This is a genomic window from Pseudomonas cucumis (assembly GCF_030687935.1).
In the GTDB taxonomy this organism is placed as follows: domain Bacteria; phylum Pseudomonadota; class Gammaproteobacteria; order Pseudomonadales; family Pseudomonadaceae; genus Aquipseudomonas; species Aquipseudomonas cucumis.
In genome coordinates, this window is sequence record NZ_CP117454.1 from 395,346 (window position 1) to 414,761 (window position 19,416).

Below are 19,416 nucleotides of genomic sequence, written 5' to 3' on the forward strand. Positions count from 1 at the left end.
CTCAAACCTTGAACCGCCCCACCAGCATCTGCAAATGCGTCCCCAACCGCGCCAACTCAACGCTGGAAGCCGCGGTCTCTTCACTGGCGGCCGAAGTCTGCTCGGACACATCGCGCACGTTCAGCACGCTACGGTTGATCTCTTCAGCCACCGCGCTCTGTTGCTCGGCAGCGGCGGCGATCTGCTGGTTCATCGACTGGATTGCCGACACGGTGCGGGTGATGCTTTCCAGCGAGCTACCGGCGCGGCGAGTCAGTTCGACGCTGCTGTCGGTCAGGCTGCGGCTGTTGTCCATGATGGTCGCGACTTGCTGAGTGCCGGTCTGCAGACCGACGATCAGCTCTTCGATTTCTTCGGTGGACTTCTGAGTGCGCTGGGCCAGGCTGCGGACTTCATCAGCGACCACGGCAAAACCGCGCCCGGCTTCACCGGCGCGGGCGGCTTCGATGGCGGCGTTGAGCGCCAGCAGGTTGGTTTGCTGGGCCACGGACTTGATCACGTCGAGCACGCTGCCGATTTTGTCGCTTTCGCGCTTCAGATCGCCCATGGCGGCGGTGGAGTTGCCGACTTCGGTAGCCAGGCGTTCGATCTGGGCGATGGCTTCGCCAACCACGCGGTCACCCTCGCGGGCCTGCTGGTCGGCGGCGACGGCAGCTTCGGACGCTTCCTCGGCGTTACGCGCGACTTCCTGCACAGTGGCGGTCATTTCGTGCATGGCGGTGGCCACCTGATCGGTCTCGACCTTCTGGCTGTTGACCCCGGCGCTGGTTTGTTCGGTGACGGCCGACAGCTCTTCAGCGGCGCTGGCGATTTGGGTCACGCCATCGCTGATGCCACCGATCAGTTCCCGCAGGCCCAGGGTCATGCTCTGCATGGCGCGCTGTAGCTGGCCCAGTTCGTCCCGACGTTCGGAAATAAGATTGTGAGTCAGGTCACCCGCGGCGACACGCTCTGCCACTTTGAGGGTCTGGCTCAAAGGAATGACGATCTGGTGAGTGATAGCCCAAGCCGCGAACAAACCAAAGGCCGACGCGAGGACGGTGGCCATCAGCAGCAGATTTTTGGCGTGCGCGGCATCGGTGTCACGCACGACGGTTTGCGAGACGGTGAGCTTTTTGCTGACGTCGAGCAGAATGTCGCCTTGCGCGCTCATGCGTTTGAGGGCGGCAGCGCTGGCGACCTGGGAGTCGCGGAACTGGCTGACGGCCGCGCGGTAAGCTTTGAGTGAATCGGTCGCCTGTTGCAGGTTGGCGATGTGTTGTTCCGGCAGTTGAGACGGCAGGCTTTCGAGGTTTTTCAGAGCGTTGCCGATGGCATCCAGCGCAGGCTGTTCGGCCTCGGGCTTGCCGCTGTAGGTGTAGCCGCGGACCTGGAAACGCGCTTGCTGGATCAGCTTGCTCAGGTCGATCACGCTGTTGAACTGAGCGACGCTGTCGCCTTGCAGCAGGGATTTTTCGACTTCAGCGACCCGGGCCACGGCGTTATCGGCGGTAGCGCCCAGTTTGCTGCGAGCATCTTCGCGGGTGGCGGTGGCCTGGGTCATGTCCGCGAAAGCGCGTTTGTACTCGCTGACCGCGGCCAATTGCTGATCGATCATTGCCACGTCGGCAGGTTGTTCGACCAGCGTTCGGGCGGTTTTCAAGCCGGCATCGAGTTGGCCGATCAGCTCGTTGACGGCGCCCGCGCCTTGTTCGCCGCGGCGCATGTCGTAATCCAGACGGGCCAGGCGCAGGTCTTTGGTCAGCTCATTGAGGCTGGAAATAAACCCAAGCGTATCGCCACGGCTGATCACACCGCTCAAGCCGGTCCAACCGGTGAAGGTGATCAACAAAGTCAGAAGCAGCACCAGACCGAAGCCGACACCCAGTTTGCGATTGACGCTTACGTTTCCCAGTTTCTCGGCTAGCCAACGGTACATGCTGCAACTCCCCTCGGACCATTAATCGGTTTTATGGAAGCTGTATCGGCAGGCGGGCGGGGTTCTGTAGGTGTCAAGGCACGATCCCGTAGGAGCTGCCGAAGGCTGCGAGCTTTTGATCTTGATTCTAAAAATCAAAAGATCGCAGCCTTCGGCAGCTTCTACATGGGGAGGTGTGATCCGGAAGGGTTAAAACAAACGAGAGAGCAGCGCAGTGACGGCGGTTTCGACCCGCAGGATGCGCTCGCCGAGTTGCACCGGTTGCAGGCCGGCCTTGCCCAGTAAGTCGATTTCGTAGGGAATCCAGCCGCCTTCGGGGCCGATGGCCAGGGTCACCGGCTCGTCCAGGCCGCGGGGGCAGGACGGGTAGTTACCGGGATGGCCGACCAGGCCCAAGGTGCCGTCGGTAATGGCCGGCAGACGGTCTTCGACAAAGGGCTTGAAGCGCTTCTCGATGACGACTTCCGGCAGCACACTGTCCCGGGCCTGTTCAAGACCCAGGATCAACTGCTCGCGAATCGCCTCGGGCTCCAGGAACGGGGTTTGCCAGAAGCTCTTCTCGACGCGATAGCTGTTCACCAGCACGATTCGCGGCACACCCATGGCAGCCACGGTCTGAAACACCCGACGGAGCATTTTCGGTCGCGGCAGGGCCAGCACCAAAGTCAGTGGCAGCTTGGCCGGTGGCGGCTGGTCGAGGGTGACGCGCAACTCGGCTTCATCGGCGTCCAGGCGTAGCAGCTCGGCCGAGCCCATCAAGCCGCCGATACGCCCGACCCGCAGGCTGTCGCCAACCACCGAGCGATGGACTTCCTGCATATGAGTCAACCGGCGATCGCGCAGGATCACCCGGTCGGCCGCAATGAAGTCGGCCTCTTCGAGGAGCAGCAGGTTCACGCTTGAGTCGCTGGCGGCTGGTCGTTGTGATCGTCAGCCGGCTGGTCGTCCGGGTGCTCGCCGCGCTTGCTGATCAGGCTACCGAACAGGATGCCGATTTCGAACAGCAGCCACATCGGAACGGCCAGCAGCGTCTGCGAGAAGATGTCCGGCGGCGTCAGAATCATGCCGACCACGAAGCAGCCAATGATCACGTACGGGCGGATTTTCTTCAGGTATGCGACGTTGACCACGCCAATCCACACCAGCAGCACCACGGCTACCGGAATCTCGAACGCCACGCCGAAGGCGAAGAACAGCGTCATGACGAAATCGAGGTAGCTGGTGATGTCGGTCATCATTTCCACGCCGGCCGGGGTGGCGGCGGCGAAGAACTTGAAGATCAGCGGGAACACCAGGAAATAGGCGAAGGCCATGCCGGTGTAGAACAGCAGAATGCTGGAGACCAGCAACGGCACCGCGATGCGCTTCTCATGCTTGTACAGGCCCGGCGCGATGAAGCCCCAGATCTGGTGCAGGATCACCGGGATCGCCAGGAACAGCGAGACCATCATGGTCAGTTTCAGCGGCGTCAGGAACGGCGACGACACGTCGGTGGCGATCATCGTCGCGCCGGCCGGCAGGTACTGGCGCAGCGGCGTGGAGACGAAGGTGTAGATCTGCTGGGTGAAGGCGAACAGCCCGGCAAAGATAATGAAAATCGCCGCTACACAGCGCAGCAGGCGGGTGCGCAACTCGGTGAGGTGCGAAACCAGCGGCATGTGCTGGTCATTTTCGGGAAGATCGCTCATGGGGCTCGCGGCGGCAAAGTGGTGTCGTGAGGCGCCGGTGTTGTCGGCGCGGCGGCAGGAGCAACAGTTTCTGCTGAAGGTGCAGGTTCAGCGGCTTCAGCCACCGGCATAGCCTCAGCCGCTGGCGCATGAATAGTCTGCGTCGCGACAGGTTCCACCGGCGTCGGCTCCTGTTGAGTCGGCGTGAAGATCTTCCGCGCCTCCTGCTCCAGGGACAGAATGTGCTCGTTGTGCAGTTGCCGGCGGATCTCGTCGGCACCGATTTCACGTTCAACTTCCTGTTTGATCGCGTTGAAGCTGCGCTTCAGCCGCCCGACCCACAGGCCGGCGGTGCGCGCAGCGCCCGGCAGACGCTCGGGGCCCAGCACCAGCAGGGCAACGAGGCCGACGAGCAGCAGTTCAGAGAAGCTGATACCAAACATTAGTCAGTGCTCACGAGTCTTTGCGGGTCGGCTCTTCGACTTTTTGCGCCTGCACATCGATGGTGTGCGGCGGGTTCACGGACTGTGTGGCCTGTGGCTGAACAGGCGGAACCGGTTGGGCCGGGGTCGCTGTCGGGTCAGCCGGTTTCTCGTCGTCGTTCATGGCTTTACGAAAGCCCTTGATCGACTCGCCCACGTCAGTGCCGAGGTTTTTCAGCTTCTTGGTGCCGAACACCAGCACCACGACAACCAGGATGACCACCCAGTGTTTCCAGTCAAAAATGCCCATGTTGCGTTCCTCTCTAAATAGTTGTTCAGGCGGACGGGCGAGAGGCTTTCTCGGCGTGTCCGGACAGACCGAAGCGACGGTCCAGTTCATCGAGCACAGCCTGTGGATGCTGCCCCAGCTGGGCGAGCATGACCATGCTGTGGAACCACAAATCGGCGGTCTCGTAGATCACATCGCTACAGTCACCGCTGATGGCGGCATCCTTGGCGGCAATGATGGTTTCGACCGACTCTTCGCCGACTTTTTCCAGAATCTTGTTCAAGCCCTTGTGGTACAGGCTGGCGACATACGAGCTGTCGGCAGCGGCGCCTTTGCGCTCTTCCAGCACCTGGGCCAGACGGGTCAGGGTGTCACTCATGTGAGGATGTGTCATCAGTCATTTCCTGAGCTGCGCCGGAGCCTGATTTTGTGCAGGGCAAGGCGCGAGGAGTGTGGTTTGGTTGTTCCAAATAAACGACGAGTAACGCAGCCCTGCACAAAATCAGGCCCGGCCCTACGGGTTGTCGGCTCAAAGCGCGCCATGCTGCGTTGCAGGCCTTGGCAAGGAAACGACATTCCCGGCGGCCTGCGCCTTGCCTGGCGCGCTTTGAGCCGGCAACGCAGCTCAGGAAATGACTGATGACACATCCTAATGTCCTGCGGAGTAGATAGCGTGCGGGTCTTTCAGCACCGGGTCGACGGTTTTCCAGTCGCCGTTTTCGAAGACGCGGTAGAAGCAGCTCTGACGGCCGGTATGGCAGGCGATGTCGCCGATTTGCTCAACCATCAGGATGATCACGTCAGCGTCACAGTCCAGGCGCATCTCATGCAGGGTTTGCACGTGACCGGATTCTTCGCCCTTGCGCCACAGCTTGCCACGGGAACGTGACCAGTAAATGGCACGGTTCTCGGCAGCGGTCAATTCCAGCGCTTCGCGGTTCATCCAGGCCATCATCAGGACGCGTCCGGTCTTGTGATCCTGGGCAATCGCCGGCACCAGGCCATCGGCGTCCCACTTGATCTCGTCCAGCCAGTTTTTCATCTTCGACTCCGACGCGGGCTCTACTTCAATAGTTGAGGCCAATGTTCAAATTCAGCGTTCAAACAGTGTGCCAGCCGATTATCCAACTGGCTATCGGCGAACGACCAGATACAAGCCGACCGCCACCATGATTCCGGCGGGCCAGTGCCCCAGTTCGTTCAACGGGCCACCGGCGGCGAGTATCGTGCCACCGGCCAAATGAGCGGTGCCGAGCAACCGCAGGAACCAGTCGTCCTTGCGCTTGTGCCAAGGAGGCGGCGGGTCGTTGGCGTGGGGCTGGGACATGCGCTCGAGCAGATCGCGGGCCATGTTGGCCAGATGCGGGATCTGCTCGAACTGGCTCTGTACGTTGCCTAACAAGGCTTTGGGGCTGACGCGCTCGCGCATCCAGCGCTCGAGGAACGGCTGGGCGGTGTTCCACAGATCGAGGTCTGGGTACAGCTGACGGCCCAGGCCTTCGATGTTCAACAGGGTTTTTTGCAGCAAGACCAACTGCGGCTGCACTTCCATATTGAAGCGTCGAGCGGTCTGGAACAGGCGCATCAGCACCTGGCCGAACGAAATATCTTTTAACGGTTTTTCGAAGATCGGCTCGCACACGGTACGGATCGCCGCTTCGAATTCGTTGAGTTTGGTTTCTGCCGGCACCCAGCCCGAATCGATGTGCAACTGCGCGACACGACGGTAATCACGTTTGAAGAACGCGAACAGGTTGCGCGCCAGATAGTCCTGGTCTTCCGGGGTCAGGCTGCCGACGATGCCGCAGTCGATCGCGATGTACTGCGGGCTCCAAGGTTGTACGGTGCTGACGAAGATGTTGCCGGGGTGCATGTCGGCGTGGAAGAAGCTGTCGCGGAACACCTGGGTGAAAAAGATCTCCACGCCACGCTCGGCGAGCATTTTCATGTCGGTGCGCTGGTCGGCCAGGGTCGCGAGGTCGGTGACCTGAATCCCGTAGATGCGCTCCATCACCAGCACTTTCGGCCGGCACCAGTCCCAATAGACTTGCGGTACATACAGCAGCGGCGAACCTTCGAAGTTGCGCTTCAGCTGGCTGGCGTTAGCCGCCTCGCGCAGCAGGTCGAGTTCGTCGTAGATGGTTTTTTCGTAGTCGCTGACCACGTCCACCGGGTGCAGCAAGCGAGCATCGGCCGAGAGTTTTTCCGCCGCGCGGGCGAGGATGAACAGCCACGCCAGGTCTTGGGCAATGATCGGTTTCAGGCCCGGGCGAATCACTTTGACGACGACTTCTTCACCGGATTTCAGCTGCGCGGCATGCACCTGCGCCACCGAAGCCGAGGCCAGCGGTTCAACGTCGAAACGACTGAATACTTCACTGATTTTTTTGCCGAGCTGCTCTTCGATCAGCCGGATCGACACTTGCGAGTCGAACGGCGGTACGCGGTCCTGCAGCTTCATCAGCTCATCGGCGATGTCTTCGGGCAGCAGGTCGCGGCGCGTCGAAAGAATCTGACCGAACTTGATGAAAATCGGCCCCAGGTCCTGCAACGCCAGGCGCAGTCGCGCCCCACGGCTCAGCTCCAGCGTCTTGCGCGGGAACCAGCGCCACGGCAAGGCGTAGCGCAGCGCCAGCAGAAACCAGGGCAGTGGCAGGGCGAACAGCAGGTCATCGAGGCGGTAGCGGATCACAACGCGCTGGATGCGCAACAAACGGCGGACGGCAAGCAGCTTCATGCGTTATCGCTTGGGTCGAGGGATCGGAAAAGGCGCTCGAAACGCGCCTCGAGACGTTCCAGATCGAGCTTGATCTGGTCCAGTTCATTGAAACGGGCATCAGCTTCGCGCTGACCGACGAGGGCGCGCGATTCTTCGGCCAGGTATTCGCCCAGGTTCTGGTTCAGGCTGGCGAACCCCTGCTGATACCAGCGTGCACGGCTGCGCAGGTGACCGCCGACCAGTTGCGTGGCCACAGGTCCCAGCCAGCGCGAGAGCTCGTACTCCCAGTCCAGTTCGAGGTCCTGAAGGATCGCCGCCAGTTCCAGCAGCACGCCACTGTCGCCGTCGAGTTCGACTTCCGGGGCATGCAGAACTGAAGTCTTGTCCTTGCTCGTCGCTAGTCTCAGCAGGCTTGAGGCCGGTGCGCGCAAAGTGCAGTCGGCACCGGTTTCCCACTGGGAGGCGAGCATCAGGCCTTCATCGCTGGGCAGGATAAACAGTTGCAACGCCGGGCTGCGGCAGTCGACGGCAATCACCTTGCCGCTCAAATGCGCCAGCCGCGGCAGCGCCGTGCTGTCGAGACGCAGCACCCGGTTCAGACCGAGCTCAACGCTGGCGAGCAGGCCGGCCAGCAACATCAGGGCTTGATGCCGCGGTGCAAGGCGACGATGCCTGCGGTCATGTTGTGGTACGTCACGCGGTCGAAACCGGCCTCGACCATCATCGACTTCAGGGTTTCCTGATTCGGGTGCATGCGGATCGATTCGGCCAGGTAACGATAGCTTTCCGAATCATTGGTGATCAGCTTGCCCATCAACGGCATGAAGGCGAACGAATAAGCGTCGTAGGCTTTGGACATCAGCGCATTGGTCGGCTTGGAGAATTCCAGCACCAGTAAACGGCCGCCCGGTTTCAGCACGCGCAGCATCGAGCGCAGGGCGTCTTCTTTATGCGTCACGTTGCGCAGACCGAAAGCGATGGTGACGCAATCGAAATGGTTGTCCGGGAACGGCAGTTTTTCAGCGTCGGCCTGGACGAATTCGACGTTGCCGGACACACCCAGATCCAGCAGGCGGTCACGACCGACCTTGAGCATGGATTCGTTGATGTCGGCCAACACTACCTGACCCGTCGGTCCCACAAGATGCGAAAACTTGCGGGTCAGGTCACCAGTACCACCGGCGATGTCCAGCACGCGGTTACCGGTACGCACACCCGACAGCTCGATCGCGAAACGCTTCCACAGACGGTGCATACCGCCCGACAGGAGGTCGTTCATCAGGTCGTACTTGGCGGCTACCGAGTGGAAAACCTCAGCGACTTTTTCCGCTTTCTGGCTTTCCGGAACGTTTTTGAAGCCGAAGTGAGTGGTGGGTTCGGCATCGCTGCCTTTGCGCTGATCAGTCATATCGCTGTCACCAAAAGAGAATGCGGGACATTCTAATCCCGGTGGCCTGCTTTGTCTTGGCAAGGCTGAAGGTAAGATAGGCAACTACCGGGACGTTTTGACGCATGCAGGGTCAAGATGTCTTGAGCAAGTCACGATAAAGCAGGAGTCATTCGATGGCCCGTATTAGTGTTGAGCGTGCCCACGGCCTGGGTAAGGAAGCGGCCCGCGAGAAGGCCGACAAGTTGGCGCAGAAACTGTCCGAGCAATATGGCCTGGAGCCGCAGTGGTCCGGCGACACTTTGAATCTGAGACGCCCCGGGGTGAAAGGCGCGGTGCATGTGGGCGACGACTCGATCAAGGTCGATGTCGAACTGGGCCTGTTGATGTCCGCCATGAGCGGCACCATCAAATCGGAAATCGAAAGGGCGCTCGATAAAGCGTTGGCGTAACGCGATCCCTGTGGGAGCGGGCTTGCCCGCGAAGGCTGTGTTCCCGTCACAGAAGATGTGGTGGATGTACCGACCCCTTCGCGGGCAAGCCCGCTCCCACAGGTTCGGCGGCGTACCTACTTGTTTATGTCACTTGTTAGGGTGCCGTTTCTAATTATTCTCACTACTTTGTGCCTGAGCCCGACTCTTTGCGGGCAGTTCCTCGACCCTTCTGCGCGTGAGGTGCACCATGGCCAAAGTTATTTTGAAGAAAAAAGTCGACGTTGAAACTAACGCTCTGGGCGACGTCAAATCGTATGCCCGCAAGATCTGGCTGGCAGGCCTGGGTGCTTATACCAGGGTTGGCCAAGAGGGTGGCGAGTACGTTCAAGAGTTGATCAAGGCTGGTCAAGCTGTTGAAAACAAAGGTAAAAAAGTAATCGATAAGAAACTTGAAGCGGCCAATGCCGAGATCGATGAAGCCAAGAGTGAAGTGAGTACTTTCAAAGGCAAAGTCGAACTTCAACTCGACAAAGTAGAGAGGGCTTTCGATACGCGTATCGCAAGTGCCTTGAATCGTATCGGCATTCCGTCTAAACATGACGTGGAGACACTCTCTGCTAAGCTCGATGAGCTGACGGCATTGCTCGAACGTGTCGCGCGTAAATCTTAAGGAGAACGGGATGGCTGGTAAAAAGAATACTGAAAAAGAAGGCAGCTCGTGGATCGGGAAGGTCGAAGACTACTCCCGCAAGATCTGGCTGGCTGGTTTAGGCGTGTACTCGAAGATCGACACTGACGGCAGCAAGCTCTTCGATACATTAGTTAAGGACGGCGAGAAAGCCGAGAAGCTCACCAAAAGCGCTGTCGGCAAAAAAGTCGATGCCGCCAAGGACTCCGCTTCGTCGGCCAAGTCGCGCATCAGCGGCGTGAAAGATCGTGCGCTGGGCAAATGGGATGAGCTGGAAGGGGCTTTCGACAAGCGCCTGAACAGCGCCATTTCGCGCCTGGGTGTACCAAGCCGCAATGAGGTCAAGGCCCTGCACAGCAAGGTCGATACCCTGACCAAGCAAATCGAGAAACTCACCGGTGCCAAGGTTGCACCTGTTGCGGCGAAAACCGCGGCAGCCAAACCAGCGGCCAAAAGTGCTGCCAAGCCATTGGCCAAGGCCGCAGCGAAACCGGCAGCCAAAACTGCAGCTGCGAAACCTGCAGCCAAAGCGGCCGCTAAACCCGCTGCAAAAGCTGCTGCAAAACCAGCTGCTAAAGCGGCGGCCAAACCTGCAGCTAAAACCGCAGCGGCCAAACCCGCTGCAGCGAAGAAACCAGCAGTGAAAAAACCGGCAGCCCCGAAAGCGGCAGCGCCAAAATCAGCAGCGGCACCCGCTAAACCGGTAACCCCGGTAACCCCGGTAACCCCGGTCAGCACAGCGAACTCCGGCACTGCGCCGACCCCTGCTGTAACCCCGACTGTCGCACCGACTCCATCGGCGCCAACCAGTCAGTCCTGATGATCGTTCCCACGCTCCGCGTGGGAATGCCTCACCGGACGCTCCGCGTCCATTGCGGCAGTGACGCAGAGCGTCACCAGCTGCATTCCCACGCGGAGCATGGGAACGATCACGCCCGGCCTGTAAAGGTCGGGCGTTTTTGTTTGCGGATACATCCTAAATAGCACCACGGATCTACTGTGGGAGCGGGCTTGCTCGCGAAAGCGACGTGTCAGTCGAGATCAATGTTGAATGATGAACCACTTTCGCGAGCAAGCTCGCTCCCACAGGGTTAGTCGTGCTCTTCCAGATATTGGAGCGCCAACCGCTCGGTCGCGACTTTCACCGGCGGCAGCAAGTGCGGCGCCACCAGCATCATGATCTGATACACCACCAGCCGCACTTCACCTTCACGGTCGAGAATCCGCTGATAGTCCAGCGAGAACAGCAACGTCATGGTGATTTGCTCCACCAGTTGCCCCAGCGCCTGGGTGTCACTGACCAATTGACCCTGAGCCTTCAACTGCGCCAGCAATGAGGCGAGTGTGCGCTTCAGCGCATTGAGCAGGTTGCGTATCCCCTTGGCCAGTTTCGGCAGGCGGCCGGCAAGGTTCGACAGGTCCTGGAACAGAAACCGGTATTGGGCCAGGCGTTCGACGATCAGATGCAGGAACAGCCAGTAATCTTCGGGCGCCAATTCCACATCGGACGGTGGATCGAGCAAAGGGGTCAGTTCAGTCTGGAAGCGTTCGAACAACCCGAGGATCAGCGGTTCCTTGCCATGGAAGTGGTAGTAGAGGTTGCCCGGGCTGATGCCCATTTCGTTGGCCACTTCCATGGTGGACACGTTCGGTTCGCCCTTCTGATTGAACAACTGCAGAGCACATTCGAGAATCCGGTCGCGGGTTTTCATCCTGTCTTCTTAATGGTCGAGTCATGCCACGGCCATTGGCGGCCGTGGTTCGTTGAACGTCAGCGCACGCGCACGTAAGTACCGGGTGCTGCCTCCATCGGTGGATAGTTCTGGTTGCCGAGGGCCATCTGGGTTTCGCGTTGTGCGCCGGAACGTTCCTGAATCCAGCTCAGCCATTGCGTCCACCAGCTACCGTCGACGCGCTTGGCGTCGTAATACCAGGCCCGCGGGTCGCTGCTCAGTTTCGGATTCTCGACGTAGTTGGCTTTCGGATTGTGGGGCGGGTTGAGAATGCTCTGCACATGACCGCTATTGGACAGCACAAAGCGCCGCTCGCCACCCAATAGCAATGTCGAGCGATACACTGCATCCCACGGGGTGATGTGATCATTCATGCCCGCCACGCTGAAACTGTCGACGGTGACTTTCTGCAGGTCGATCGGCGTGCCGCACACTTCCAGCCCGCCTGGATGACTCAGCGGGTTGTGCTTGAAGAAGTCCAGCAGATCGCCATGAAACGCCGCCGGCAGGCGCGTGTTGTCATTGTTCCAGTAGAGGATGTCGAACGCCGGCGGCTCCTTGCCCAGCAGGTAGTTATTGACGAAGTAATTCCAGATCAAATCGTTGGGCCGCATCCAGGCAAACACCCTGGCCATGTCACGACCTTCCAGAACGCCCTTCTGATACGAGCGGCGCTTGGCCGCTTCCAGCGTCTGTTCGTCGGCGAATAGGGTGGCCGGGCTGTCTATCTGGCTGTCGAGCATGCTGACCAGGTAGGTCGCGCTGGACACCCGTCGCAGCTGCCGCTTGGCCTGCAAATGCCCTTGTAGCGCAGCGATGGTCAGCCCGCCGGCACAGGCCCCCATCAGGTTGACCTCGCGAGCGCCGGTGATTGCCCGGCACACATTCATCGCTTCCTCGGCGGCTTCGACGTAAGACGACAATCCCCATTCGCGATGACGCACATCGGGATTGCGCCAGCTGATAACGAAGGTCTGCAAGCCGTTTTTAAGGGCGAACTGGACGAAGCTGTTGTTGGGGCTCAAATCGAAAATGTAGTACTTGTTGATCTGTGGCGGCACGATCAGCAAGGGTTTGGAATACTGTTTTTCGCTCATCGGCTTGTACTGGATCAGTTCCAGCAGCTCATTGCGAAACACCACGGAGCCGGTGGTGGTGGCGACCGTTTTGCCCACCTCGAATGCTTGTTTGGTGACTTGTCTTGGAAGGCCGTCGTTGTGCAGGAGGTCGTCGAGCAAATGACCGATGCCCCGGACCAGGCTGCTGCCGCCGGAGTTGAAGAGTTCCTTGATCGCCAGCGGATTGAGCAGGGTGTTGGACGGCGCCACGGCGTCGTTGATCAAGGCAAAGGCGAAGTGGGCGCGGGCACGATCGTCCGGGCTCATGTTGCTTTCGTCGATCCAGCTTTTGACTTCTTTCTGCCAGCTCAGATAGGCCTGCAGGCTGCGGCGATAAAAAGGATTGAGGCTCCACGTCGGGTCGGCGAAGCGACTGTCCTGCGGGTTGGTCGGGTGCAGGGTTTCACCCAACAGGACACGGCCCAACTGGCCGCCCAGCTTCAAGGCATGCCGGGCCGTATACACCGGGTTGCGCAGGCCATGGGTGGCCAGGCTGCGCAAGGTCGAAAGCAAGTCCCGGCCGCGCAGACCGGTAATCGCACTCTGAGCATTGATGAATGCAGCGGGAGCGGGCAAAGAGCCCTTCGCTGGTTTGTCGCGCATGAGTTAACACTCCTTCGTCATCAGGCCAAAAACAAACACACCCGAACAAAACACCATAGACGTTGTTGCGGGTTGTTGCGCGGCACGGCCTCCTGCCGATTCCTTTTCATAAACAAAAGTCGGGATCGGTTAACCGCTCGATGGTGCCGGATGCGGATGCATTACTGCGCGCTGACGTTCCTCCTCCAGAAACTTCATGATGATTGGTGCCACCGCTTCGGCACGGGTAATCAAAAACAGATGCCCATCGTCGATGATGTGCAATTGGGCATTGGGAATTCGCCAGGCCAACATGCGCATGTTGATCAGCGGGATCAGAGGATCGTCGTCGCCGGCCAACACCAAAGTTGGCTGGTTGATCTTGTGCAGCCAGTGAATGCTGGTCCAGCCGAAGCCAGCGAACAGCTGCCAGTAATAACCGAGTTTGCCTGCCGAGCGGACCCTGGCGGCGTGACTGGCTGCCAGGGTCGGATCGCGACGAAACGAGCCGCCATAGATCATCGGTGCAATACGAATCACATGGGATGGCTGGATGTAGCGCCGTGGGCTGGCCATCATCCACAGTACTTTCGGCTTGCCCGGCACCATCACGGTACCGGCCGCTGTAGCCGCCAGCACCAGCTTCTTGCAGCGCTCGGGATAGTCATAGGCGAACTGTTGTGCCAGGGCGCCACCCCACGACACACCAATCACATTGACTTGCCCGTAATCGAGATAGTCGAGCATTCGCGCCGTGAGTTTCGCCAGGCCCGAAAAGCGATACGGGCGGTTGGGAGTCGATGAGCCGCCAACACCGGGTACGTCGAAAGCAATGACTTCCAGGTCCGGATCCAGAGCCTGGACGAACGGAAATATCAGCTCCAGGTTGGCGCCGATGCCGTTGAAAATCAGCAAGGGCGTCAAGTGAGGCTTGCCGGGGCGTACCGCGGTGCGGAGGGTCTGGCCATCCAGGTTGACGGTACGAAAGACGAACGGTTGCGGCATGCACGGAGCCCTGTAGGTTTTAAACGCTGATCGGGCCGTCCCGGGCCGTCGCAGAATGTTCGAGGATGGCCTCGAGAGTGATGGGTAGAAATCGCGGCACCTCCCAGTGCCGCGGACCGCGAGTAAGTTGAAGCTCAACGTTCATGCACATAAGTACCCGGAGACGCTTCACCCGCTGGATAGGCCTTGTTGCCAAGGTGGGCGGGGGATTTCTTCAGTTTGCCCGAACGCTCGGCCTGCCACGCTTGCCAATACAACCACCAGGAGTCGGTGTGTTTGGTGGAGTTTTCCATCCACTCCTCGGCTTTGACCGGCATGTCGGTGCTGGTCATGTAGCGCGCTTTCGGATTGCCCGGCGGATTCAGAATGCTCTGGATATGCCCGCTGCTGGACAGCACGAACTCGACCTTGCCGCCGAACAGCTGCGCGGATTTGTAGCAGGATTTCCACGGGGTGATGTGATCGTTGGTGCCGGCCAGGGAAAAGATGTCGGCGGTCACCTGTTTGAGGTCAATCGCTGTGCCGCACACTTCCAGGGCATCGGGGCGGATCAGTGGGTTGTTTTTGAACATCTCGATCAGGTCGCCATGGAATGCCGCCGGCAACCGGGTGGTGTCATTGTTCCAGAACAGAATGTCGAAAACCGGCGGCTCATTACCCAGCAGGTAGTTGTTGACCCAGTAGTTCCAGATCAGGTCGTTGGGGCGCATCCAGGCGAAGACTTTCGCCATGTCGCGACCTTCCAGCACACCGGCCTGGTAGGAATGGCGCTTGGCGGCTTCGAGGGTCTGCTCGTCGACGAACAGAGCCACATCGCTGTCCAGGGTGGTGTCCAGCACGCTGACCAGCAGGGTGAGGGCGTTGACCTTCTTCTCGCCGATCGCTGCGTAGTGACCCAGCAGGGCGGTGCAGGTGATGCCGCCGGAGCAGGCGCCGAGCATGTTCACGTCTTTGCTGCCAGTGATCGCGGTGACGACATCGACCGCTTCCTTGAGCGCTTCGATGTAGGTCGACAGACCCCACTCGCGCTGCTCCTTGGTCGGGTTGCGCCAGCTGACGATGAACGTCTGTACGTTGTTGCGCAGGCAGAAGCGCGCCAGGCTCTTGTCCGGGCTCAGGTCGAAAACGTAGAACTTGTTGATCTGTGGCGGCACTACCAACAGCGGACGTTCATGCACCTGCTCAGTGATCGGTCGGTACTGGATCAGCTCCAGCACGTCGTTGCGAAACACCACAGCGCCTTCAGTCACGCCCAGACTCTTGCCGACTTCGAACGCGCCCATGTTGACCTGGCTCGGCATGCCGCCGTTGTGCACCAGATCCTTGGCCAGGTGGGAGAGACCGTCGAGCAGGCTCTTGCCACCGGTTTCGAAGAAGCGTTTGACCGCCGCCGGGTTGGCCGCCGTGTTGGTCGGGGCCATGGCTTCGGTCATGAGATTGACTACGAAATGCCCGCGAGCGATGTCCTTGGGCGAGAGGTTGCTGTCATCGATCCACGCGTGAAGCTCCTTGCGCCACGCCAGATAAGTTTGCAAATAACGTTTGTAGAGCGGGTTCTGGCTCCACGCCGGGTCGAGGAAGCGACGGTCGTCACTTTGCGGTTGAAGCTCGGATTTTCCGAGCAGCACGTTCTTGAGTTCGATGCCGAAATGGGCGACATGCCTGACACTGTGGATGGGTTGTCTGAGGGCCTGGCTCAGCACCATGCGGGCAGAGCCCAAGAGATCCTTTCTGCGTAGTCCAACAACAGGATTCAGCCCCAAGGTGTTTTCCGAAGCCTGAAATTTCAAGTCATCGTTAAGCTTGTTACTCATCTACGACGCTCCATTGTCCTGAGACGAGTACCTGAGTCCAGCTGTGTAGTCACACAACACGCCAGGTACTACTGCTCGGGTGACTGTAAATTGCGCATCGCTGCTTTTTAGTTCAGAGAGCACTGCACGGAACTTGCCAGCTCCATTGGTTACCCGAGTTTAATTTTTTTCGCAAGCGGGCCAATCGTTGACACCGCAGCGGAGCATTCAAACAGATGGAATTAGAAAATGCCCTCTAAATAGCCAGAGGCCTGACCTAGAGCATCAGCTTGACGACTGACTCATTCGGATCACGGGTCTTTCCAGCCGCTTTGAGTTCCGCAAGATAATCACTCCAAAGATCTTCTTGGCGCACTGCCAACTGGTACAGATATTCCCAAGTGAACAGGCCGCTGTCGTGGCCGTCGTCGAAGGTCAATTTCAGTGCGTACTGACCAGCCGGTTCGACCTTGCTCAGGCCTACGCCAATCTTGCCAAATTGCAGGATAGGTTTGCCGTGGCCCTGAACTTCAGCGGAAGGAGAGTGCACGCGAAGAAACTCGGCGCTCAGGTGATATTCCTCGCCGGACGCGTATTTGAGCGTCAGGGTTTTTGAGGCTTTGTGGAGTTTGATGTCGGTGGGGAGTTGGGTCATGGCAGGTCGTCCGTCTATGTGGAACGTTGTGTAGGACCTGCCGCAGGCTGCGATCTTTTGATCTTCGGCGTCAGCCGGAAAAGATCGCAGCCTGCGGCAAGCTCCTACAGGTATTTCGTTCTCACAGGAGAGTAGGTGACCTACAGGATATAACGGGACAGGTCTTCGTTCTGCGCCAATTCGCCCAAGTGGCTGTTGACGTAATCGGCATCGATCAGGATTGGCTTGTCCTCGTGGGTGCTGGCCAGATCGCCGGCGCTGAACGACACCTCTTCGAGCAGACGCTCGAGCAGGGTGTGCAGGCGACGGGCACCGATGTTTTCGGTTTTCTCGTTGACCTGCCAGGCGATCTCGGCGAGGCGCTTGATGCCGTCCGGCAGGAATTCGATGAGCAGTCCTTCGGTTTTCAGCAGTGCGCAATACTGCTCGGTAAGCGATGCATGCGGCTCGCTGAGGATGCGCTCGAAATCTTCCGGGCTCAGGGCCTTGAGTTCGACCCGAATCGGCAGACGACCTTGCAGCTCCGGTACCAGATCGCTTGGCTTGCTCAGGTGGAACGCGCCGGAGGCGATGAACAGGATGTGGTCAGTCTTGACCATGCCCAGTTTGGTGTTGACGGTGCAGCCTTCGATCAGCGGCAGCAAGTCGCGCTGTACGCCTTCGCGGGACACGTCGATGCCACCGGAGTTGCCGCGCTTGGCGACCTTGTCGATTTCGTCGATGAACACGATGCCGTGCTGCTCAACGGCTTCCAGGGCCTTGGCCTTCAATTCTTCTTCGTTGACCAGGCGACCGGCTTCTTCGTCGCGAACCAGTTTCAGCGCTTCCTTGACCTTGAGCTTGCGGTTTTTGCGCTTGCCCTTGCCCATGTTGGCGAACAGGCTCTGCAGCTGGTTGGTCATTTCTTCCATGCCCGGTGGCGCGGAGATATCGACGCCGGACACTTCGGCCACTTCGATTTCGATCTCCTTGTCATCCAGCTGACCTTCACGCAGGCGTTTGCGGAACAGCTGACGGGTGTTGGAGTCGGCCGACGGTGCCGAGTCCTCGTTGCTGAAGCCCATGCGTGGCGGTGGCAGCAAGGCGTCGAGGATGCGCTCTTCGGCAGCGTCTTCGGCGCGGTGGCGAACCTTGGTCATTTCCTGTTCGCGCAGCAGTTTGATCGCGGCGTCGGCCAGATCACGAATGATCGATTCGACGTCACGGCCCACGTAGCCCACTTCGGTGAACTTGGTCGCTTCGACCTTGATGAACGGCGCGTTGGCGAGCTTGGCCAGGCGACGGGCGATCTCGGTTTTACCGACACCGGTCGGGCCGATCATCAGGATGTTCTTGGGGGTGACTTCGACGCGCAGCTCTTCGGGCAGCTGCATCCGACGCCAGCGGTTGCGCAAGGCAATGGCGACGGCGCGCTTGGCATCGTCCTGGCCGATGATATGGCGATTGAGTTCGTGGACGATTTCACGGGGGGTCATGGGCATAATAATTGGCGGTCCTCAAGCAAAAGTGAGCCGTGGCGCTAGGCCGAAACAGGCTTACTCAGCGAGGTCCTGCTCCTCGATGGTGAAGGTGTGGTTGGTGAATACGCAGATGTCGCCGGCGATGCCGAGCGCTGTTTCGACGATTTCCCGTGCCGACAAATCGGTTTTCTTCAACAGGGCACTCGCGGCAGCCTGGGCGTAACCGCCGCCGGAACCCATGGCGATCAGGCCTTGTTCGGGCTCAACCACGTCACCGTTGCCGGTGATGATCAGGGAGGCATCTTTGTTGGCGACCGCGAGCATGGCTTCGAGGCGGCTGAGGGTGCGGTCGGTGCGCCATTCTTTGGCGAGTTCGACGGCGGCGCGAACCAGGTGACCCTGATGTTTCTCGAGCTGGCCTTCGAAACGTTCGAAGAGGGTGAAGGCGTCAGCGGTGGCCCCGGCAAAACCGGCGATAACCTGGCCGTGGTAGAGGCGGCGAACTTTCTTCGCGTTGCCTTTCATCACGGTATTGCCGAGCGAAACCTGGCCGTCGCCGCCCATGACGACTTTGCCGTGGCGGCGAACTGAAACGATGGTGGTCAAGGGAGAGTCTCCACGCAGCGGGGCGAAAATGCCTTATGCCAACTCATATGGGGGTGGTGGAGCGTTTTTCAACTGTAGGACGCGGCGGGGGACGAGCGGTGCGCGTATTGATCGTTCCCACGCTCTGCGTGGGAATGCAGCCCGGGACGCTCCGCGTCCCTTTCTAAAGCTGGAACGCGGAGCGTCCCTTGAGGCGTTCCCACGCAGAGCGTGGGAACGATCAGCGGAAGGTCAGCGGCTTTGGCGTTGTTGTAACAACAGGTTGCTGAAACCGCTACCAGCCAGTTGCTTCTGGGCGGTGGTCAGCTGTTCGCGGTTGCTGAACGGGCCGACCAGAACCCGATACCAGGTCTCGTCCTTCACCGTGCCGGATTCAACCGCCACGGCCTGACCCAGCAGGATGATCTGCGCACGAACCTTATCGGCATCGGCTTCCTTGCGGAACGAGCCGGCCTGCAGGAAGAACTTGGTCACCGGCGCCGCTTTCGCCACGGGCGGCGCTGGCGGCGGGGTGATGCCGGCCAATGCCGCTTGAGCCCGGGCGGTGTCGATCTTCGCCGCTTCTGCAGGCGTCACCGGCGTGGTCGGAATGGCCGGCACTTGTGGTGTCGGCAGGGTTTTCTCCGGCACTGCGTCCGGCGGCACGATGACTTCCGATTCCGGCAGCAAGGTGTAGAAGTCGTACTTCGGCTTCACCGGTTGCGTCGGGCTCGGCGGGGTCTTGTTGGCCTCGGCGATCTTGGTGGCTTTCTGCTGCTCGATCTTCTCGCGCTTGACGCTGTCGCTGCCCTTGCCCGGCTCCAGCTTCATCAGGAACACAATGAACGCACCGACCGTCAGGCCGATGGCCATCCACAACCAGCCCGGGATCGGTTGTTTTGCAGGAGCTTGGTAACGGCTGGCGCCACGCTTGGGTGCAGGTTTTTTCTTGGCAGCCAAC

21 protein-coding genes and 1 pseudogene are annotated in these 19,416 nt (G+C 59.7%); 3 read left to right on the forward strand and 19 right to left on the reverse strand.

Annotation, left to right across the window (positions count from 1 at the left end; all coding sequences use genetic code 11):
* Nucleotide 1 precedes the first annotated feature (1 nt).
* The 11 genes and pseudogenes from PSH97_RS28500 to ubiE all read right to left on the reverse strand — a co-directional run bounded on the left by PSH97_RS28500 (nucleotide 2) and on the right by ubiE (nucleotide 8,423).
* Nucleotides 2-874, reverse strand: coding sequence for a methyl-accepting chemotaxis protein (locus tag PSH97_RS28500; RefSeq protein WP_407682173.1), 873 nt, complete (start codon nucleotides 872-874; stop codon nucleotides 2-4).
* Nucleotides 875-907: 33 nt separating this feature from the next.
* A pseudogene (locus PSH97_RS28505) lies at nucleotides 908-1,918 on the reverse strand (methyl-accepting chemotaxis protein); the annotation flags it as partial.
* Between the two features lie 189 nt (nucleotides 1,919-2,107).
* Nucleotides 2,108-2,815, reverse strand: coding sequence for a 16S rRNA (uracil(1498)-N(3))-methyltransferase (locus tag PSH97_RS01765; protein ID WP_305447859.1), 708 nt, complete (start codon nucleotides 2,813-2,815; stop codon nucleotides 2,108-2,110).
* The gene (gene tatC / locus PSH97_RS01770) at nucleotides 2,812-3,606 is read right to left on the reverse strand and encodes a twin-arginine translocase subunit TatC (protein ID WP_030129238.1); all 795 of its coding nucleotides are present in this window, start codon (nucleotides 3,604-3,606) and stop codon (nucleotides 2,812-2,814) included. The genes PSH97_RS01765 and tatC overlap by 4 nt, the downstream gene beginning before the upstream one ends.
* Nucleotides 3,603-4,028, reverse strand: coding sequence for a Sec-independent protein translocase protein TatB (gene tatB / locus PSH97_RS01775; protein ID WP_305447860.1), 426 nt, complete (start codon nucleotides 4,026-4,028; stop codon nucleotides 3,603-3,605). The genes tatC and tatB overlap by 4 nt, the downstream gene beginning before the upstream one ends.
* A gap of 10 nt (nucleotides 4,029-4,038) precedes the next feature.
* Complete coding sequence (locus PSH97_RS01780) at nucleotides 4,039-4,317, reverse strand: twin-arginine translocase TatA/TatE family subunit (RefSeq protein WP_305447861.1); 279 nt, start codon at nucleotides 4,315-4,317, stop codon at nucleotides 4,039-4,041.
* A 25-nt stretch (nucleotides 4,318-4,342) separates the two neighbouring features.
* Nucleotides 4,343-4,675 carry a phosphoribosyl-ATP diphosphatase gene (locus PSH97_RS01785; protein ID WP_007899279.1) on the reverse strand — a complete coding sequence of 111 codons (333 nt, stop codon included), beginning with the start codon at nucleotides 4,673-4,675 and terminating at the stop codon, nucleotides 4,343-4,345.
* Between the two features lie 270 nt (nucleotides 4,676-4,945).
* Nucleotides 4,946-5,338 (reverse strand): phosphoribosyl-AMP cyclohydrolase, encoded by a 393-nt coding sequence (gene hisI, locus PSH97_RS01790; protein ID WP_305447862.1) that lies wholly within the window; start codon nucleotides 5,336-5,338, stop codon nucleotides 4,946-4,948.
* A gap of 90 nt (nucleotides 5,339-5,428) precedes the next feature.
* Complete coding sequence (gene ubiB / locus PSH97_RS01795; RefSeq protein WP_305447863.1) at nucleotides 5,429-7,033, reverse strand: ubiquinone biosynthesis regulatory protein kinase UbiB; 1,605 nt, start codon at nucleotides 7,031-7,033, stop codon at nucleotides 5,429-5,431.
* Nucleotides 7,030-7,653, reverse strand: coding sequence for a ubiquinone biosynthesis accessory factor UbiJ (locus PSH97_RS01800; RefSeq protein ID WP_305447864.1), 624 nt, complete (start codon nucleotides 7,651-7,653; stop codon nucleotides 7,030-7,032). The genes ubiB and PSH97_RS01800 overlap by 4 nt, the downstream gene beginning before the upstream one ends.
* Complete coding sequence (ubiE, locus tag PSH97_RS01805; protein ID WP_008005057.1) at nucleotides 7,653-8,423, reverse strand: bifunctional demethylmenaquinone methyltransferase/2-methoxy-6-polyprenyl-1,4-benzoquinol methylase UbiE; 771 nt, start codon at nucleotides 8,421-8,423, stop codon at nucleotides 7,653-7,655. The genes PSH97_RS01800 and ubiE overlap by 1 nt, the downstream gene beginning before the upstream one ends.
* 155 nt (nucleotides 8,424-8,578) lie before the next feature.
* Between ubiE and PSH97_RS01810 the strand changes: the two genes are divergently transcribed.
* The 3 genes from PSH97_RS01810 to PSH97_RS01820 all read left to right on the forward strand — a co-directional run bounded on the left by PSH97_RS01810 (nucleotide 8,579) and on the right by PSH97_RS01820 (nucleotide 10,344).
* Complete coding sequence (locus PSH97_RS01810) at nucleotides 8,579-8,854, forward strand: polyhydroxyalkanoic acid system family protein (protein WP_305447865.1); 276 nt, start codon at nucleotides 8,579-8,581, stop codon at nucleotides 8,852-8,854.
* 229 nt (nucleotides 8,855-9,083) lie between these two features.
* Nucleotides 9,084-9,506 carry a phasin family protein gene (locus PSH97_RS01815; protein ID WP_305447866.1) on the forward strand — a complete coding sequence of 141 codons (423 nt, stop codon included), beginning with the start codon at nucleotides 9,084-9,086 and terminating at the stop codon, nucleotides 9,504-9,506.
* A 10-nt stretch (nucleotides 9,507-9,516) separates the two neighbouring features.
* Nucleotides 9,517-10,344, forward strand: a complete 828-nt coding sequence (locus PSH97_RS01820) for a phasin family protein (RefSeq protein ID WP_305447867.1) — start codon at nucleotides 9,517-9,519, stop codon at nucleotides 10,342-10,344.
* Nucleotides 10,345-10,615: 271 nt separating this feature from the next.
* Here the strand turns inward: PSH97_RS01820 and PSH97_RS01825 are convergent, their stop codons facing one another.
* From PSH97_RS01825 to PSH97_RS01860, 8 genes are all read right to left on the reverse strand, one after another.
* A complete protein-coding gene (locus PSH97_RS01825) occupies nucleotides 10,616-11,236 on the reverse strand; it encodes a TetR/AcrR family transcriptional regulator (protein ID WP_019581845.1) in 621 nt (206 codons plus the stop codon).
* Between the two features lie 59 nt (nucleotides 11,237-11,295).
* Entirely contained in the window at nucleotides 11,296-12,978 is a 1,683-nt protein-coding gene (phaC, locus tag PSH97_RS01830; RefSeq protein ID WP_305447868.1) for a class II poly(R)-hydroxyalkanoic acid synthase, read from the reverse strand.
* Between the two features lie 129 nt (nucleotides 12,979-13,107).
* Nucleotides 13,108-13,962: a poly(3-hydroxyalkanoate) depolymerase gene (gene phaZ / locus PSH97_RS01835; protein WP_305447869.1), complete on the reverse strand. Its 855-nt coding sequence runs from the start codon at nucleotides 13,960-13,962 to the stop codon at nucleotides 13,108-13,110.
* Nucleotides 13,963-14,096: 134 nt separating this feature from the next.
* Nucleotides 14,097-15,776, reverse strand: coding sequence for a class II poly(R)-hydroxyalkanoic acid synthase (gene phaC, locus PSH97_RS01840; RefSeq protein WP_305447870.1), 1,680 nt, complete (start codon nucleotides 15,774-15,776; stop codon nucleotides 14,097-14,099).
* A 256-nt stretch (nucleotides 15,777-16,032) separates the two neighbouring features.
* Nucleotides 16,033-16,410 (reverse strand): DUF971 domain-containing protein, encoded by a 378-nt coding sequence (locus tag PSH97_RS01845; RefSeq protein WP_305447871.1) that lies wholly within the window; start codon nucleotides 16,408-16,410, stop codon nucleotides 16,033-16,035.
* 140 nt (nucleotides 16,411-16,550) lie between these two features.
* Nucleotides 16,551-17,891 (reverse strand): ATP-dependent protease ATPase subunit HslU, encoded by a 1,341-nt coding sequence (gene hslU / locus PSH97_RS01850; RefSeq protein WP_305447872.1) that lies wholly within the window; start codon nucleotides 17,889-17,891, stop codon nucleotides 16,551-16,553.
* A gap of 54 nt (nucleotides 17,892-17,945) precedes the next feature.
* Nucleotides 17,946-18,476, reverse strand: a complete 531-nt coding sequence (gene hslV / locus PSH97_RS01855; protein ID WP_305447873.1) for an ATP-dependent protease subunit HslV — start codon at nucleotides 18,474-18,476, stop codon at nucleotides 17,946-17,948.
* A gap of 231 nt (nucleotides 18,477-18,707) precedes the next feature.
* Complete coding sequence (locus tag PSH97_RS01860; protein WP_123358790.1) at nucleotides 18,708-19,415, reverse strand: SPOR domain-containing protein; 708 nt, start codon at nucleotides 19,413-19,415, stop codon at nucleotides 18,708-18,710.
* Nucleotide 19,416 lies beyond the last annotated feature (1 nt).

Excerpts from the sequence above, each read along its gene's own strand:
- PSH97_RS28500 (WP_407682173.1), bottom strand. The coding sequence starts at position 874 with ATGCAGAGCATGACCCTGGGCCTGCGGGAACTGATCGGTGGCATCAGC.
- tatC (WP_030129238.1), bottom strand. The coding sequence starts at position 3,606 with ATGAGCGATCTTCCCGAAAATGACCAGCACATGCCGCTGGTTTCGCAC.
- tatB (WP_305447860.1), bottom strand. The coding sequence starts at position 4,028 with ATGTTTGGTATCAGCTTCTCTGAACTGCTGCTCGTCGGCCTCGTTGCC.
- PSH97_RS01780 (WP_305447861.1), bottom strand. The coding sequence starts at position 4,317 with ATGGGCATTTTTGACTGGAAACACTGGGTGGTCATCCTGGTTGTCGTG.
- PSH97_RS01785 (WP_007899279.1), bottom strand. The coding sequence starts at position 4,675 with ATGAGTGACACCCTGACCCGTCTGGCCCAGGTGCTGGAAGAGCGCAAA.
- hisI (WP_305447862.1), bottom strand. The coding sequence starts at position 5,338 with ATGAAAAACTGGCTGGACGAGATCAAGTGGGACGCCGATGGCCTGGTG.
- ubiB (WP_305447863.1), bottom strand. The coding sequence starts at position 7,033 with ATGAAGCTGCTTGCCGTCCGCCGTTTGTTGCGCATCCAGCGCGTTGTG.
- PSH97_RS01800 (WP_305447864.1), bottom strand. The coding sequence starts at position 7,653 with ATGTTGCTGGCCGGCCTGCTCGCCAGCGTTGAGCTCGGTCTGAACCGG.
- ubiE (WP_008005057.1), bottom strand. The coding sequence starts at position 8,423 with ATGACTGATCAGCGCAAAGGCAGCGATGCCGAACCCACCACTCACTTC.
- PSH97_RS01810 (WP_305447865.1), top strand. The coding sequence starts at position 8,579 with ATGGCCCGTATTAGTGTTGAGCGTGCCCACGGCCTGGGTAAGGAAGCG.
- PSH97_RS01815 (WP_305447866.1), top strand. The coding sequence starts at position 9,084 with ATGGCCAAAGTTATTTTGAAGAAAAAAGTCGACGTTGAAACTAACGCT.
- PSH97_RS01820 (WP_305447867.1), top strand. The coding sequence starts at position 9,517 with ATGGCTGGTAAAAAGAATACTGAAAAAGAAGGCAGCTCGTGGATCGGG.
- PSH97_RS01825 (WP_019581845.1), bottom strand. The coding sequence starts at position 11,236 with ATGAAAACCCGCGACCGGATTCTCGAATGTGCTCTGCAGTTGTTCAAT.
- phaC (WP_305447868.1), bottom strand. The coding sequence starts at position 12,978 with ATGCGCGACAAACCAGCGAAGGGCTCTTTGCCCGCTCCCGCTGCATTC.
- phaZ (WP_305447869.1), bottom strand. The coding sequence starts at position 13,962 with ATGCCGCAACCGTTCGTCTTTCGTACCGTCAACCTGGATGGCCAGACC.
- phaC (WP_305447870.1), bottom strand. The coding sequence starts at position 15,776 with ATGAGTAACAAGCTTAACGATGACTTGAAATTTCAGGCTTCGGAAAAC.
- PSH97_RS01845 (WP_305447871.1), bottom strand. The coding sequence starts at position 16,410 with ATGACCCAACTCCCCACCGACATCAAACTCCACAAAGCCTCAAAAACC.
- hslU (WP_305447872.1), bottom strand. The coding sequence starts at position 17,891 with ATGCCCATGACCCCCCGTGAAATCGTCCACGAACTCAATCGCCATATC.